Source organism: Gilvirhabdus luticola (assembly GCF_040117515.1).
GTDB lineage: Bacteria > Bacteroidota > Bacteroidia > Flavobacteriales > Flavobacteriaceae > Gilvirhabdus > Gilvirhabdus luticola.
In genome coordinates this window covers 449,185-465,199 of record NZ_JBEEEN010000001.1, presented here as the reverse complement: position 1 = coordinate 465,199, position 16,015 = coordinate 449,185, and the positions used below count along the sequence as shown (strand labels likewise).

Annotated in this window: 18 protein-coding genes; 4 read left to right on the top strand and 14 right to left on the bottom strand. The window is 32.1% G+C overall.

From position 1 onward, the window contains the following. Positions 1–14: 14 nt before the first annotated feature. The gene (locus AAFP94_RS02090) at positions 15–791 is read right to left on the bottom strand and encodes an SGNH/GDSL hydrolase family protein (protein WP_316660805.1); all 777 of its coding nucleotides are present in this window, start codon (positions 789–791) and stop codon (positions 15–17) included. Between the two features lie 34 nt (positions 792–825). Then, positions 826–2,004 (bottom strand): acyl-CoA dehydrogenase family protein, encoded by a 1,179-nt coding sequence (locus AAFP94_RS02085; protein ID WP_316660807.1) that lies wholly within the window; start codon positions 2,002–2,004, stop codon positions 826–828. 146 nt (positions 2,005–2,150) lie between these two features. On the opposite strand from AAFP94_RS02085, the gene AAFP94_RS02080 reads away from it, so the two are divergent. Both AAFP94_RS02080 and AAFP94_RS02075 read left to right on the top strand, forming a co-directional pair. Next, a complete protein-coding gene (locus AAFP94_RS02080) occupies positions 2,151–3,455 on the top strand; it encodes an amino acid permease (RefSeq protein ID WP_316660809.1) in 1,305 nt (434 codons plus the stop codon). Then, positions 3,456–4,334, top strand: coding sequence for a dimethylarginine dimethylaminohydrolase family protein (locus tag AAFP94_RS02075; RefSeq protein WP_316660810.1), 879 nt, complete (start codon positions 3,456–3,458; stop codon positions 4,332–4,334). On the opposite strand, the gene AAFP94_RS02070 is transcribed toward AAFP94_RS02075, so the two are convergent. Continuing rightward, positions 4,335–4,994, bottom strand: coding sequence for a tRNA1(Val) (adenine(37)-N6)-methyltransferase (locus AAFP94_RS02070; RefSeq protein WP_316660812.1), 660 nt, complete (start codon positions 4,992–4,994; stop codon positions 4,335–4,337). It lies immediately after the preceding gene. A 117-nt stretch (positions 4,995–5,111) separates the two neighbouring features. Here AAFP94_RS02070 and AAFP94_RS02065 point away from each other — a divergent pair, with 117 nt between their 5' ends. Beyond that, the gene (locus AAFP94_RS02065; protein WP_316660813.1) at positions 5,112–5,561 is read left to right on the top strand and encodes a DUF2383 domain-containing protein; all 450 of its coding nucleotides are present in this window, start codon (positions 5,112–5,114) and stop codon (positions 5,559–5,561) included. Between the two features lie 3 nt (positions 5,562–5,564). Here the strand turns inward: AAFP94_RS02065 and rimM are convergent, their stop codons facing one another. After that, positions 5,565–6,089, bottom strand: coding sequence for a ribosome maturation factor RimM (gene rimM / locus AAFP94_RS02060; RefSeq protein WP_316660815.1), 525 nt, complete (start codon positions 6,087–6,089; stop codon positions 5,565–5,567). A 61-nt stretch (positions 6,090–6,150) separates the two neighbouring features. Continuing rightward, positions 6,151–6,660, bottom strand: a complete 510-nt coding sequence (locus AAFP94_RS02055) for a 30S ribosomal protein S16 (protein ID WP_316660816.1) — start codon at positions 6,658–6,660, stop codon at positions 6,151–6,153. 176 nt (positions 6,661–6,836) lie between these two features. Here AAFP94_RS02055 and AAFP94_RS02050 point away from each other — a divergent pair, with 176 nt between their 5' ends. Then, positions 6,837–7,343, top strand: a complete 507-nt coding sequence (locus AAFP94_RS02050) for a DUF6252 family protein (RefSeq protein WP_316660817.1) — start codon at positions 6,837–6,839, stop codon at positions 7,341–7,343. 191 nt (positions 7,344–7,534) lie between these two features. Here AAFP94_RS02050 and hemA read toward each other — a convergent pair whose 3' ends face one another. The 9 genes from hemA to AAFP94_RS02005 all read right to left on the bottom strand — a co-directional run bounded on the left by hemA (position 7,535) and on the right by AAFP94_RS02005 (position 16,000). Further along, complete coding sequence (hemA, locus tag AAFP94_RS02045) at positions 7,535–8,764, bottom strand: glutamyl-tRNA reductase (protein WP_316660818.1); 1,230 nt, start codon at positions 8,762–8,764, stop codon at positions 7,535–7,537. A gap of 124 nt (positions 8,765–8,888) precedes the next feature. Then, complete coding sequence (locus AAFP94_RS02040) at positions 8,889–9,302, bottom strand: c-type cytochrome (protein ID WP_316660820.1); 414 nt, start codon at positions 9,300–9,302, stop codon at positions 8,889–8,891. 19 nt (positions 9,303–9,321) lie between these two features. Then, positions 9,322–9,906, bottom strand: coding sequence for an Ig-like domain-containing protein (locus AAFP94_RS02035; RefSeq protein WP_316660822.1), 585 nt, complete (start codon positions 9,904–9,906; stop codon positions 9,322–9,324). Next, positions 9,893–11,248, bottom strand: coding sequence for an NrfD/PsrC family molybdoenzyme membrane anchor subunit (nrfD, locus tag AAFP94_RS02030; protein ID WP_316660823.1), 1,356 nt, complete (start codon positions 11,246–11,248; stop codon positions 9,893–9,895). The genes AAFP94_RS02035 and nrfD (AAFP94_RS02030) overlap by 14 nt, the downstream gene beginning before the upstream one ends. Next, positions 11,245–12,159, bottom strand: coding sequence for a 4Fe-4S dicluster domain-containing protein (locus tag AAFP94_RS02025; protein WP_316660824.1), 915 nt, complete (start codon positions 12,157–12,159; stop codon positions 11,245–11,247). The genes nrfD (AAFP94_RS02030) and AAFP94_RS02025 overlap by 4 nt, the downstream gene beginning before the upstream one ends. A 257-nt stretch (positions 12,160–12,416) precedes the next feature. Then, positions 12,417–12,815 (bottom strand): c-type cytochrome, encoded by a 399-nt coding sequence (locus AAFP94_RS02020; protein WP_316660825.1) that lies wholly within the window; start codon positions 12,813–12,815, stop codon positions 12,417–12,419. A 4-nt stretch (positions 12,816–12,819) separates the two neighbouring features. Beyond that, positions 12,820–13,692 (bottom strand): hypothetical protein, encoded by an 873-nt coding sequence (locus AAFP94_RS02015; protein WP_316660826.1) that lies wholly within the window; start codon positions 13,690–13,692, stop codon positions 12,820–12,822. A gap of 5 nt (positions 13,693–13,697) precedes the next feature. After that, positions 13,698–15,005 carry an NrfD/PsrC family molybdoenzyme membrane anchor subunit gene (nrfD, locus tag AAFP94_RS02010; RefSeq protein WP_316660827.1) on the bottom strand — a complete coding sequence of 436 codons (1,308 nt, stop codon included), beginning with the start codon at positions 15,003–15,005 and terminating at the stop codon, positions 13,698–13,700. Next, positions 15,005–16,000 (bottom strand): 4Fe-4S dicluster domain-containing protein, encoded by a 996-nt coding sequence (locus AAFP94_RS02005; RefSeq protein WP_316660828.1) that lies wholly within the window; start codon positions 15,998–16,000, stop codon positions 15,005–15,007. The genes nrfD (AAFP94_RS02010) and AAFP94_RS02005 overlap by 1 nt, the downstream gene beginning before the upstream one ends. Between the last annotated feature and the right edge of the window lie 15 nt (positions 16,001–16,015).

Genomic DNA, 16,015 nt, shown 5'->3' with positions numbered 1-16,015 from the left:
TAATGTAGTAAAACTTATTGTAATTTTTCTATAGCATTTGGGAGTAGGCGCTCAACGAATAATGAATATGCAAATTCAGATGGATGTAAATCATCAGAAGCAACTAAATTAGGATTGTTTAAACCTTCTCTAGTTATATCTGTAATGTAGATAAAAGTGACATCTTTTTCAGTTGAATATTGCTTCGCGAAGTCATTATAGTGATTTAATTCTTCAGATATTTGTTCAGAATTTGAGATGCCTTGACCAAAAAGAGTATAGGCATAATCAGGAATTGAAATAACTATGACTTTATTTTTGTTGCCTTGTGCATGAATAATAGCAGTATCAAGTAATTCAGGAAATTCAGTTTCATACAAACTAAAAGGTTTATTTTGATACTGATTGTTTACTCCTATAAGAAGTGTAACTAAATCATAATCTTGAGAAGTGTTTTGAGAGTTTATTGCATTTTTAAGGTCAGTGGTTGTCCAACCTGTTTTAGCAATAACATCTAAAGTATAATTACTATTTGCAATATTATTAATTAAACTGTCTTTAAGTTGTTCTGGGAATCTACAAGTTTCACAGACGCTTTGTCCTATTGTATAACTATCTCCTAATGATAAAATTTTGAATTCTTTGATCAGTATTTCTTCTTCATTATCTACTGTATTGCTTTCATCATTATCATCGTCTAGATTACCCTGATTATCTAAATTTATATTTGATGATAAAGCCATATCTTGATTTCCATGGCATGACAGCAGAATGCAAATCATACATGAACATATTAGTAATACTTTTTTCATGTTTAAACTTAAATTGGCTTTAAAATTTTATGTATTACTTAAATGCGTTCAATCCTGTAATATCCAATCCAGTTATTAAAAGATGAATATCATGAGTGCCTTCATAAGTAATAACGCTTTCAAGATTCATTGAGTGGCGCATAATACTGTATTCTCCAGTAATTCCCATACCGCCTAAAATCTGCCTTGCTTTTCTTGCAATATTAATAGCCATGTCTACATTGTTGCGTTTTGCCATTGAAATTTGTGCTGAAGTTGCTTTACCTTCGTTACGTAAAACACCCAATCGCCAAGTTAGTAATTGAGCTTTGGTAATTTCGGTAATCATTTCAGCTAGTTTTTTTTGTTGTAACTGAAATTGTCCAATGGGTTTCCCAAATTGCATGCGTTCTTTACTATACCGAAGTGCGGTATCGTAACAGTCCATAGCTGCTCCAATAGCTCCCCAAGCAATGCCATAACGCGCAGAATCTAGACAGCCAAGCGGTGCACCAAGCCCTGATTTATTAGGCAATAAATTTTCTTTGGGTACTTTAACATTATCAAAAATAAGTTCTCCAGTTGCACTTGCCCGAAGCGACCACTTGTTATGCGTTTCTGGAGTAGAAAAACCTTCCATTCCACGTTCTACTATTAATCCATGAATACGACCTTCTTCATTTTTTGCCCAAACAATTGCAACTTGAGCAAAAGGCGCATTGCTTATCCACATTTTGGCACCGTTTAAAAGATAATGATCACCTTTATCTTTAAAGTTGGTTACCATACCAGCAGGATTACTTCCATGATCTGGTTCCGTTAATCCGAAACAACCCATCCATTCACCAGAAGCTAATTTAGGCAAGTATTTTTGACGTTGTTCTTCAGTACCGTATTTCCAGATAGGATACATCACTAAAGATGATTGAACAGATGCAGTTGAACGAACACCAGAATCACCCCGTTCTATTTCTTGCATGATCAGCCCATAAGAAATCTGATCTAAACCTGCGCCACCATATTCGATAGGAATATATGGGCCAAAAGCCCCAATTTCTGCCAAGCCATTTATAATTTGTGTAGGAAATTCTGCTTTTTGCGCATATTCTTCAATGATAGGAGATACACTTCGTTTTACCCATTCTCTGGAGGCATCTCGCACTAATTTGTGCTCATCTGATAGAAGTTCATCAAGATTGTAATAGTCAGGAGCTTCAAATAAATCTGGTCTCATTTAAGGTTGAATTTAATGTTTTCAAAGTTAACTATATCTAGTGAAAACGATTTAAATTCTATAGAAATATTTTGTACGATAAAGAATTTTCTTTCATAAATAATATAATTGTACATTTAGTTCATTCTTAACTAACCATTAACAGCATGTCAAAACCTCAAAAAATCGGATTAATAACCACCACGTCATTAGTTGTAGGGAATATGATTGGCGCGGGAATATTTTTATTGCCAGCAACATTGGCTAAATATGGAAGTATAAGTTTACTAGGTTGGTTGTTTACAGCTGTTGGGGCAATGATTTTGGCTAAAATATTTAGCAACATGAGTAGAATTCTCCCGGGAATAAGTGGTGGACCTTATGCCTATTCTAAAGCTGGTTTTGGGGATTTTATAGGATTTTTGGTGGCTTGGGGCTATTGGATATCAATTTGGGTAAGTAATGCAGCTTTGATTACTGCAATTATAAGCGCATTAAGTGTATTTTTTCCAGAGTTAAAAACCAATTCCATTTTGGCAATTTCTATTGGATTGGGAATAATTTGGTTGTTAACCTGGATTAATAGTAGAGGTGTTAGTGCTTCGGGAAAATTTCAGGTGATTACTACAATTTTAAAACTTTCCCCTTTAGTATTTGTTATTTTATTTGGGGTATTTTATTTTAATAGCAACAACTTCCCATCATTTAATTTAACTGGAAATTCTGATTTGGCTGCATTAGCTGGAGCTGCAACGTTTACACTTTATGCTTTTTTAGGCATTGAATCTGCTTCAATTCCAGCTGGAAGTGTCAAGAATCCGGAGAAAACAATTCCAAGAGCAACTATGTTAGGAACCATCATTTCTACACTTGTTTATATTTTAGGAACGGTTGTGTTATTTGGGATGTTACCAATTGATACTTTACAAACTTCACCAGCACCTTTTGCAGATGCTGGGAAAATTATTGGAGGTGAATATGCAGGATATTTTGTTGCGGCAGGCGCTGCTATCTCTGCTTTAGGATGTTTAAACGGATGGATTTTAATGTCTGGGCAATTACCAATGGCCACAGCGAATGATAATATGTTCCCAAGAGTTTTTAAGAAAGAAAATAAAAATAGTGCACCATATTTAGGGTTAATTATTGGAAGTATCTTAACTTCTGTGGTAATGTTGATGAATTACACCAAAGGGTTGGTAGATCAATTTTCATTTATTGCTAATTTGGTTGTTTTCACAGCCCTTATCCCTTATTTATTTACGGCTGCTGCCTATATTATAGTTTTAATAGAAAAGAAACTTCATTTGAATAATGCTTTTAAAACATTCACTTTAGGAACTCTTGGAGCTACATACTCCATCTGGGCTATTTTTGGTGCAGGACCCAATACTGTTTTTTATGGATTTTTGTTATTGCTGGCAGGGATTCCGTTCTATGTATTGATGCAATGGAATAAACGCGAAAAGTAAATGAAAACAACAAGTCATTCAGAATATTTAAAACTTAAATCGGTTTATATCAAATCAGCTGAAAATGCATTCGTTTCTCAAAATGAATTAAATAAACAATGGAAAGAATTGAATTATTTAGCACAGCCTGATTTTGAAGTGGCCATCAAAGAATATAGAGCATTTGAAAAATTATTGAAAGCTTCAAAAATTGATTTAAAATATTTCCCAGAAGACAATTCTGTAAAAATAGATTCAATCTATTGCAGAGATGCCTCTATAGCAACAGATTTTGGAATGATACTTTGTAATATGGGTAAAGCGGGTAGAATCAACGAACCAAAATCCCATAGAGAAGAATATTTAAAATGTAATATTTCTATTCTGGGAGAAATTCGGTTCCCAGGAACTCTAGAAGGAGGTGATGTTGCTTGGTTGGATGAAAAAACGTTGGCTGTTGGTCATACGTACCGCACTAATGAAGATGGAATAAACCAACTAAAACAGTTACTTGAAGCAAATGGCATTGAATTAATTGTTGTGGATTTACCGCATTACAAAGGCAAAGAAGATGTGTTTCATTTGATGTCTATTTTAAGCCCAGTCGATAAGGATTTGGCTGTAGTTTATTCACCGTTAATACCAATAAAATTCAGAAATCAATTGCTTGAAAGAGGTTTTCAACTAATAGAAGTTCCAGACAACGAGTTTGAAAGCATGGGCTGCAATGTTCTAGCCATTGCGCCTAGACAATGCATCATGGTTGATGGCAATCCAAAGACTTTAAGTCGTTTAAAGAAAGCTGGTTGTAAGGTTGAAATATATAAAGGTGAAGAAATTAGTGTAAAAGGTGGTGGTGGACCAACCTGTTTAACACGACCTCTTTTGAGAAGCTATTAACTACATTTTTAAATAAAAATCTTTAGTGAGATTTATGTAATCTTCAGTGTATTGATGTCTTGAGGTTTCGATGATGAGTTCTGTAGTTTCTACGTCACTTTCATGGAAAGAAAATTCAATCAAACTTCGCTTTATTTCTGAATTTATATTTCCTTTTACGTACAAGATTCTATTTGGATATAATTTAAAATTCGAGGCTAAATGAATAAACTGTGCTTCTTCTTTATGAGGAATGACAACAGAAAAAATTCCATTAGTAGAAAGTAATTTTGAGGTACATTTGAGTAAATGCTCAAAAGGCATAGCATCCTGAAATCTTGCTAAATCACGTTGAGAGTTTTTGGTTTTATAATCTTCTGAATAAAATGGTGGATTTGAAAGAATCAAATCGTATCTATTATCAATTTCATCTGTAAATTCTAAAAGTGAGGCATGGTAGCAAAATAATTTGTCATTCCATTTAGAATTTTCAAAATTCTCGACGCATTGTTCATAGGCACTATTGTCAATTTCAATGGCATCAATCACTTCAGCATCGCTTCGTTGCGCCAGCATCAGAGAAAGGATACCAGTTCCTGCTCCAATGTCTAGAATTGAATTCAAATAGTTTTCAACAGCCGTCCAAGCCCCAAGTAAAACGGAATCAGTACCAATTTTCATGGCACATTTGGTTTGATTTATGGAAAACTTTTTAAAAACAAAAGGATCATTTGACATACTTTTTTTAATTTGCAAAAAGTTTTTTAAAATAGCATTTTAATTCTAACTATTAACTCTATGAGATATTCTGATAAATTTTCCAACAAATTAAATGATTTATTAAACATGAATTATAAGGTTGAGAAAATTTATCTTGAGGCATTTAAAAACGCCACTGATGATACGTTGAAAGCATTTTTTAAAGAAAGACAAATTAAAAGGAGTGAATTTAGTATGGAATTAAGAAAAGAAATTGATAGTCATAATATTGCTCCTAGATCTGTTAATGTGTTAAGTAAATATTATCATAAAAACCAGATGAATGACAGTAATAATGATTCGTTAAACGATAATGAAAACATTTTATTCGAAATATTTAACTTATTACAAACAAGTATAGATAGCTATAATGAATTATTAAGGGAAATTAATTTGCCACTTTCGTTATGCAAAATCCTAATAAGGCAAAGAGATAATATTCAAGATACTATGAGAGTTTTTCAGAGAGAAGATGTATTCTTGTCTTAAATTTTATAGATACAAATCAATTAACCCTTCAGGCGTTTCTACCAAAATCGTTTTATTTTTTTTATCTACTTTTTTAATGAATTCATCATTCATTGGAATTAATATTTCAACACCATCTCTATCAATTTCAAAAAGTGCTTGTGCAGTAGAATCATTAATGGATTTAATTACCCCTACTTTACCAAAATAGATATCTTTAATTTCAAAACCTATAACTTCATGAAAATAAAATTTATCATCTTCTAATTTGGGCAATAAATCAAGAGGTAGATAGAGATCACATTTTAATAATGCTTCAGCGTCTGCTTCGGTATCAACATCTTCAAACTTTACACGTAACAATTCAGATTTATGTAATTGAGAAGATTCGATAAAAAAGGGCACTAAATTATTTCGTAAATCAATGAAAATAGCTTCCAGATTTTCATAAATCTCTGGTTCATCTGTATCTAACTTAATAAGTAACTCTCCTTTAAAACTATATTTCTTTACAATTTTACCGAGATAAAAACAATCTTGTTTTTGCATAATGAATTAGAATAAAAAACCCAGAACAAAGTCTGGGTTTAAAAGTATAAAAATAAATTTTTTATTCTTCTTCGTTTGAAGCTTCTGCTTTTGCAACTGTAGGTTCTTCAGTTGGTTCTTCAACAACTTCTTCAACAGCAATTCTGGCTTCATTTACCGCTTTTTCTGCAGCTAAAGCTTTGGCTTTTGCATCAGCATCAGCTTTCGCTAAACCATCTTTTTTGGCGTCAATTTTAGCAGCTTTGTCATCCAACCAAGCTTGAAATTTCTTTTCAGCTTCTTCTTCAGTAAAAGCTCCTTTTTTAACACCTATAGCCAAATGGTTTTTTAACATTGCTCCTTTATAAGATAATATTGCTCTTGCAGTATCTGTTGGTTGAGCACCATTTTGTAACCATTTTACAGCACCATCAACATCTAATTCTATGGTAGCAGGATTAGTGTTTGGATTATAAGCACCTAATTTATCTAGGTATCTACCATCTCTTTTTGATCGTGCATCGGCTGCAACAATCCAGTAATAAGGTTTTCCTTTTTTACCGTGTCTTTGTAATCTAATTTTTACTGGCATATAAATTAATTTGTGAGGTTCTCGACCTCTGTTATTAATGAGGCTGCAAAGATAATACAAATATTTAAAATTCAACTTTTTATTTAAAAAAGATACTTTCATCGATTTTATTATACTTTTTCAAACCTTTTTAAGTTATTTGTAATTCATACTTTATAGATTGATGAAAAAATGATATGAAAAGAAATATATTGTTAATGGCTTTATGCCTTGTAACTTTTTTTAATTGTTCTGACGAAATTGAATTTAATACGCCAGCTATTCAAGGGCATAAAAATGGAGAATTATGGAAGGCCCAATTTTATGCTGCAGATATTGATTTTGGTGGCTTTGTAATAGAAGGAGGAAATCTGGGTGAAAGAGTCCAACTTATTACAACTAACGATGTTAGAGGAACTTTTGATTTAGGATTGGAAAGTGGTAATGCAGCGTTTTATGTAGCTGCCGATGGCACTGTTTATTCTACTAAAAATACACCGGATACTAACATATTTTTATACCCGCCGAGTGGACAAATAATTGTTGAGGATATAGATAATGACGACCCAAAAGGCATATATGGTACATTTTGGTTTAATGCTTTTACTGCAGATGGTTCAAAAGTAATTAACTTTAACAGAGGTGTGTTTTATAATGTTCCACTTGTTGGAGGTTTGGTTCAAATTGAACCAGTTAACAATTAAGTCATAACATATCTATATATATAAAAGAGCATCGTATTAACGATGCTCTTTTTTTACAAAAACCCTACTTTAAATAACCAGTGATAAATTTTTTCATGAAGTGAATGTACCTTAAAATGATAATTTTTTTTTAATAACAAGGCCTTCTTATCTATATTTAAATCAATTAAACTTTAAATCAAAGGTGAAAGTTAAACTTGGCTCAACAAACTTACTTGTTGGGCAATGATTGCATCAATTTTACTGAATGGAACTTTTGAATAAGGTTGCGACATCCACTTTCGCATCACTTTATTAGTCACTTCTTCAATTTTTCGTTCATTCAATTCTTCGTTTTGATTTTTAAAAAGGTCTTTTACTTTTTGATTGATAATTGATTTAGATTTTACTAAATGGTCTCTTAATACCGCGTCTTCAAGCCATTTTTTAAATTGAGCGAATTCTTCAGAAATGATAATATTTACTTCGTCTATTGCAGCAAGTCGTTTTTCTTTGGTTTCTTCTAAATCGACAGAAATTAAATCTAAATCATAAAAAACAATATTGTCTCTATTGATAGATGATTTGTCTATATTGCTAGGAACTGCTAAATCAATGAGCAATAATTTTTTAGTTGTTTGAGGAATCTTTTTAATAAGATGATGGCAGTTGCTTGCAGCACTAATTATAACATCAAAATTATCAAATTCATTATTAAGAACTTTGTTCCAGTTATAAGTTTTACATTTAAAAATGTTAGCTAGAGTTTGTGCTTTTTCACTAGTACGATTACTGATGAAGATATTCTTAAAATTGAATTTTGAATTGTATTTAAATAATTGTTTTACAATATCACCAGCACCGATGAACAAGATACTTTTGTTTTTTAGAGCTGCTTTACCATAACTATTTCGAATGGCTTTTAAAGATTTATATGCTACAGATGTTGTGCCATCCCTAAAATGAGTTTCATTGCTTATGCGTTTATGACTTATAAAAACTGCTTGTAAAGCACGCTCTAATAGTGAGCCTTGGAGTTTATGAGCTATGGAAAATTGATAAGCTTTTTTTATTTGATGGATAATTTCTGCGTCACCAATAATCATAGATTCTAAACCGGTAGCAACATCTAGTAAATGTCGTGCTGATTCTTCTGTGTTATTACTATATGTAAAATACTTTACAAATAAATTTGAATAATCTTTTGTTTTATGAATAATAATGAAATCACGAATTTTTGCAGCAGATGTTGAGGTGGATTCAAAATAAATTTCGCTTCTGTTACAAGTGGCTAAAATCAACAGAGCAGAAACATCTGAAAATGTTTTACAAATGATTTCTGATAGAGTTTCTTTTTCCAATTCAGAAATGTGAAACTCCTCCCTTTGCATAACAGAAGCTGTTCTATGAGAAATTCCAATAAATTTTAATGTTTTGGTCATAGACAGTATTTAGAATATTCTTGTACTCAATTCAAAATTAATACCTAATAATGGTTTAATTAATGACAATTGTCATGTTTTTATAATTAAAAAACTAATTATGAAAATTCAGGAATATTACAAATTATTTTACTAAAGATTTTATATAGTTAACAACTAACCAACGCTCTTCCTCATCTGTTATTTTTTTTTCAAAGCTTGGCATATCGTCTCTGCCGATGATAGTTTTATAGTAAATGCTTCCATCAGTTTCTTTTTTAAAAGAGTCGGTGTCAAAATCTGGAACTTTGGTATCAATACTTTCAGCTTTTGTACCATCACCATGACCTTTAGAACCATGACAGGATTTACAATGTTTTGTATATAAAATTCTTCCTACTTTCTCGTCATCTGAAGCAGTGGCGTAGGGGTTATCCATATTGACATATTTTGAAGGAATTTTCCAAGGCTCTTGGATAATTATATTGCCAGAAATCATTGAAATTGAAGCAAAGCTCCCTAAAATAATGGTGCTTATAATAAATATTCGATTTTTCATAATAATTGAATTTGTATTTCTAATTAGTTAAAGGTTTAATTTTACTTATTCTGTATAATTTAAAAAAAATATAACAAATTATATACCATACTGCGAATATCATTGAACAAACAATGATAATTAAACTTTTTGGCGCATTAGCAGCAGAAGCCCATAAAGATCGTTTTTCACTTTCTAAATTTTCTAGTTCAGTAGGTAGTCCCCAATTTTGAGTAATTTCTTTAGATTGATCGCTATATAAATCAGAATCAAGTATCTTTACAACTATTATAACATTACCTTCGGCATCTCCAGGTAAATCATTTGGAAATACTATTTCTACTATTCCATTTTCATCTGTAATATTAAAAGGATCTCCTATTGGTAATAAGCTAAAGGTTCTTTTTACATAAAAATATACTTCAAGATCTTCAATAGGTAAACCAGATTGATCTACTGCTTTGGTTGTAATAATTTTCGTATTGTCTTCTTCCGAGAAAGAAACAGATAGAATAGCTTCCTCCATAGAATCTTGAGCATAAAGGGTCGAGTTATTAAAACATATTACAATTAAAAGAATTAACACCTTAAACACTTGTATATTTAAATCGTTATGAATTCTCATTTTTAAAAATATTTAGTTTATCAATAGTTTCAGAATCAAGTTTTTCTTTTAAAATAGGGATTACAGGAAATAATTTAATTAGCACGGTAATTATTAATAAAAACCAAGCAAAAGATGAAAATGTAATAGCCCATTCTTCCCATGTAGGAATGTAATGTAAATAAGATTCGTCGACATCTTGAATTGGTAAATAAGGGTGTTGAAGTGATGGAATAACTATTAAAAACCTTTTCAACCATGCTCCTAAAACAACAAATATGGAGATAATAAATATAGGCAATGGTTTACGAAATGGTTTAAATATCAAAAAAAATATAGGTAAAATAAGTCCTACTAATTGAACAAACCAGTACATTGGCGCATATTTCCCGGTAAATAATTCTGTAATATGCTCACCTTCCACGCCAACCATTTTAAAAGCTGGTCCAAGATATTCATTAATATTAAAATAAAGATAGACCAGCGATAATAACACTAAAAGCCTACCCATTTTTTCAAAATGCAATTCTGTTATATATTTCTTAAGCTTCAAATGAATTCTAACTAAATACATTCCAACAATAATTACTGCGGCGCCAGCCATAAAGGCTCCAGAAACAAAGTAAGGGCCTAAATTGGTGCTATCCCATCCTGGTCGCCAGGTTGTTGCAAATAGCCATGAAGTAACAGTGTGGATTGCAAAAGCAACAGGAAGTACGGTAATAGCTAATATTTTTGTTACTTTTAAATGCATTTCTATTTGTTTAGGATGATTACTCCAATTAATAGACAAAGTACGGTATAACCATTTTTTCCATTTTGGAATGACAGTTAAACGATCACGACAAAGTGCAATATCTGGAAGTAATGAGAGGTATAGCAATAATAAGCTTATCACCAAGTATGTTGAAATAATAATGACATCCCAAATAATTGGAGACTGAATTCTTAAATGCATTATGACATAGAAAAAACGATCTGGACGACCCATGTCAACTATAATGATCACTGCTGCACAAATAATAGCCGCAACAGCAATAATTTCAGATAACCTTGTTAAAGGTCTAGACCAATTATTATTATTGAGTTTTAATATAGAACTAATTAAAGATCCTACTAAACTTATGGCAACAAAAAACACAAAATTTGAGATATAAATACCCCAAGACGTGTAATCTCTCATAGCGGTTATAATAAGTCCAAACTTTAACTGTCTATAATAAGCATATCCACCAATACAAATAATGATAAGAAGAAAAGTAATCCATAATTTATATTTTAAGGATGTATTTACAGTATGACCTAATAAAGCTTTTCCTCTTTTTGTTCTATATAATTGTTCTTGTTGTAATACTTTATTCATGACTCACTATTTTCTTCGGTAACCTTTTCAAAAGGGAATAGCCTATCAACTGGAGGCAGGTAATAAACACGTGGTTTTGTACCTAGTTCTTCTAAATACCGGTAACCAGCTTTATCTTTTAACAGAGTACTTAATCTTACCGTTTCTTCACCATTAGTTACGGTATCATCAATTTCATCACCAAAATAAATGACACCATTTGGACAAGCTGGCACACAATGGGGTAGTTTGTTTTGGCGAAGCATATCTGGGCAAAAATCACATTTTGCTACGGTTCCGACTTTACTGGGAAGACTCGTTTCAGGCGAATATGGCAGGTCTAATTTTCCTTCAGGAGGCTCTCCCCAATTAAATACTCTTGCGGAATATGGACAAGCCGCCATACAGAACCTACAACCAATACAGCGTTCATTATCAATAAGAACAATGCCATCAGTACGTTTATAGGTTGCGCCAACTGGACAAACCTTTACACAAGGCGGATTATCACAATGAAAACATTTTTTTGGCATCCAATATGGAGATGATTTTTCATTGTCTTTCATTTCCAAAACCTTAATATATGGTCTATCTGGTGTTAAGTTATGATGTTTGTCACATGAATTAATACATTTTCTGGCATTTTTACATTTGCTTAAATCTACGACCATGACCCACTTTTTTCCTGGAATACCTTCTCGCGCTTCTTTAGGAGATGCGCCTTGATGTAAATGTTCCATGGCTTCAATTTCAGAATTTGGAACCTGGACCAATTTACCATCGGTTGTTAAAAGCGTTGTTTTTTTGGCCGATTTTTCTTTACATGAAGAAAGAGTGCCTAGTGCCAATCCTGTAGCAGCAAGAATTCCTCCACTTGAAATTGTTTTTAAGAACCATCTTCTAGAATCAGTATTGGAATTGTCATTTTCCATTATTGAGAATTTATGAAATTAAATAAAAAACCAAATAGATTTCTTAAAATATTCTCTTTTAGGGCTCAAACCTTAAATTAAGGTTTCTATTTTTAATAGAAATCTAGTCGAGTCTATTAAAGGTATAGTGTTATTATGAGGAAATTAATGACATATGTCATGTTTTGTAACTTTTGTTACATAAGACAACAAGGTAGATAATAAAAAAACCGAGCAATTTGCTCGGTTTTTTTATTATTAAAGAATGATTATTTAATTTATTCAGCCAAAGTTCTCATATAATTTACAATTAACCATCTATCTTCATCATCAGGCATTTTTTTGGTATATTCTGGCATATCATCTTTTCCAAAAGACGTTTTATAAAATAATGCTCCATCAGTTTGACCTTGGAATTCTTCAGATGAGAAGTCACCCAAATCGCCATTCATTTCTGCAGCCTTTGGTCCATCGCCATAACCTTCCTTACCATGACAAGATTTACAATGTTTATCATATAACGATTTTCCGATAGCAAGGTCCTCTTTGGGATTTATGGGATTTTTCATATTGACATATTTATCAGGAACCTGCCATTCATCTTGGATTGTACTGGTAAATGAATAATAACTAAATGCTATTATGCCTATAAGTATTATTGTTTTAAGTGTTTGCATATTTTTAAGATTTTGAAATTTTGAACAAATTAATAAATAAATATATAATTAATCCCCACATTCCAAAAATTATTAAGTTTGGAAATATAAGCAGAAATAAAGGTGTTTTACCTCTTGGAGACCACATTGTTCTTTGGTCAAATGTTGATTCCTCAACTATTGGTTTTCCAAGTGGAGCATTTATTATTGCCTTTACTGTTCCGTAATCATCACTATCCAGAAGAACAACCTCAATTATTAAATTACCATCTATTCCTGGTATCCCTTCTGCAACAGGAACAATTATTGTGCCATTTTTATCTGTGCTATTAAATTCTTCTCCAATTCTTAAAGGTCTAAACAACCGTTGAACCTGAACATTTAAATATTGGTCACTAAGCAAACTGTCAGTACTTGTTTCTTTTATTATTGCACTTACATAATTTATACTGTCTTTTGTAATAATAGAAGCAGTAATTGAAGCGTCTTTAAAACTTACGGTTCTTGAAGCCCTTTTAAACTTTTCATTTCCTTTAAAGGAAACGTTAACTGTATAAATGTTTAAAGAGTCAGGTTTTAATTCATTTATACTTTTAAGGATATACTTACTTTTACCCATTTTATTGGTCGTCGTCGTACCTAATTCAACCTCTTCACCATTAAATTCGTTTGTAAGTATCAAATCAATATTAGGAACAGTTATATTTTCTCCATCTACTCTTGCAGTAGCAGCAAGATCAAAATAAATATCCCCATCCATTATTTTATAGTAATCTGCCTTTAATCGCACAGTGCTTTTTTTAACATCTTGTGCATGTAATTGAGGCATTTCTACATTAAATATAAATGCAAATAGAAAAGCCAGAAATAAAATAGGGTAATTGTTTAGAATTTTCATGACTTCTAATTTTTATCGATATTTAACAATTCTTGTTCATCAGCTGTTCTTTGTATAGGAATGATAGGTAAATATCTAACTAACAAAGTAATTAGCAACAAACACATTGCCAATGTCGCAAAAGTTATTAACCATTCATGGATACTTGGGAAGTAGTGATGCCATGATTCTGGTACGCCTTCTATTGGTAAAAAGGGATGCAATAATGTTGGTGTGACTATTACATAACGTTTCCACCAGGATCCCACTACGACCATTAGGCCAACAATAAACATAGGAAATGGTTTTCTGCCTTTTTTAAACAATAATATAAGGATAGGTAATAGTAGCCCTACTATCTGTGCAAACCAAAAAATTGGCGCATACTCTCCAGAAATTAAAGCATTTAAGTGGATATCCTCTTCAACAGGAGCTGTGAAAATAGGAATTAAATATTCATTGATATTAAAATAAAGATAGGTAAAACAAGCTAGGACTAAATATTTACCCATTTTATCAAAATGGTATTCAGTAATATAATTTTCAAGACTTCTTACTTTTCTTAAGATATAAACCATAGTTATTAATGCACCCACTCCTGCAACAAAGGCACCAGATATAAAATAGGCCCCCATATTAGTGCTGTCCCAACCAATTCTATATGTAGTTGAAAACAACCAGGCATCAATGGTTTGCAATAATATCCCTACAGGAATAATCATTACCGCAATAATTTTAATAGACTTTTCTTGAATTAATTTTTGAGCTTTAGACCCTGACCAATTAAGAGCTAATTTACCGTACCATTTACTATACTTTGGTTTGGCGCTTTTAAAATGCTTTTTCAACAATGCTAAATCAGGTAGTAAAGGAAAATATAACAACAAAAAGCTTAGGGCAATTGAAGTTGGGATTATTATGACATCCCAGGTAATTGGTGATTGTAATCTGGCATGCAAAAATAGATTTAATAATCTGTCTGGTCTACCCATATCAATCATAATGGTCAATCCAGCCATTACGATTGCAGATAATGAAATAATTTCAGCAATCCTGACTAAAGGAGTTCGCCATGAATTATTGGTCAATCTTAAAACGGCAACAGTAACAGAACCCACAAAACTGGTGGCAACAAAGAACACAAAATTTGAAATGTAAATTCCCCATAGAGCATAGTCTCGCATATTAGTGACCACTTGACCTTTAATAATTTGATCTATGTAAGCAAATAATCCAATAACAATAATTATCGATAAAAAAATTACCCAAATTGTACCTCGTTTTCCAAATTTTCTAGGTGCTAAATCTTTTAGCAGAACATCATAATTTTTCATTATTCGTTGCGAGTTTCTACAGATTCATATTTTTTGTAATTTTCAAGGCCATCTTCAAATTTAACCAACCTGTTAACTGGAGGTAAATAATAAACACTTGGTGCAGTTCCTAATTCCTCCATTAAACGATATCCAGCCTTATCTTTAATTAATTTACTAAACCGTACAGTTTCTTCGCCATTGGTAACAGTGTCTTCATATTTATCACCAAAATAGAATACACCATTTGGACATGCTGTAACACAGTGTGGAAGCTCGTTGTTTTTTATGGCATGTGGGCAAAAATCACATTTATCAACGGTGCCTTTTTTACTTGGTAATCCAGCATATTCAATGGAAAGATTTTCATGGCCCATATCCATGTTCATCATGATTTCACTCATTCCTCCTTGTTCAGGCTCACTCCAATTAAAAACTCTAATGGAATATGGACAGGCTGCCATACAGAATCTGCACCCAATACAACGTTCATTGTCTATTAAAACTAAACCATCCCTTCGTTTAAAGGTAGCATCAACTGGGCAAACTGTTACACAGGCGGGTTGATCGCAATGCATACAAGTTCTTGGCATCCAATATGGTGCTGTATCTTTAGATTCCTGCATTTTATGAACCTTTATCCAAGCATTTTCACCAGTTACAAAATGGTGTTTATTGCAGGAAATTACACATTTTAATGCATTTTTACATTTGGCCAAATCAATAACCATAACAAATTTGCGGTTGGGGATGCCTTCTCTAACATCTGATTTGTTCATATGAGCCATATCCCCTATTTGAGCCTTTATAACCTCAACAACTTCTGACGAATCCACTTGAACAATTGTACCATCGGTAGTCATAAGCTCCATTTTTTCACTGGAATTACTAGTGTTGTTAGCATATAATTTGGAAGCCAATTTTGACAACCCAATGCTTCCTATTGCTGCGGCTACACCTAATTTAAGCCCATTATCAAGAAATTTCCGTCTTGAAGTTTCCTTATTTTCTTCCATTTATAGGGGTTTGAT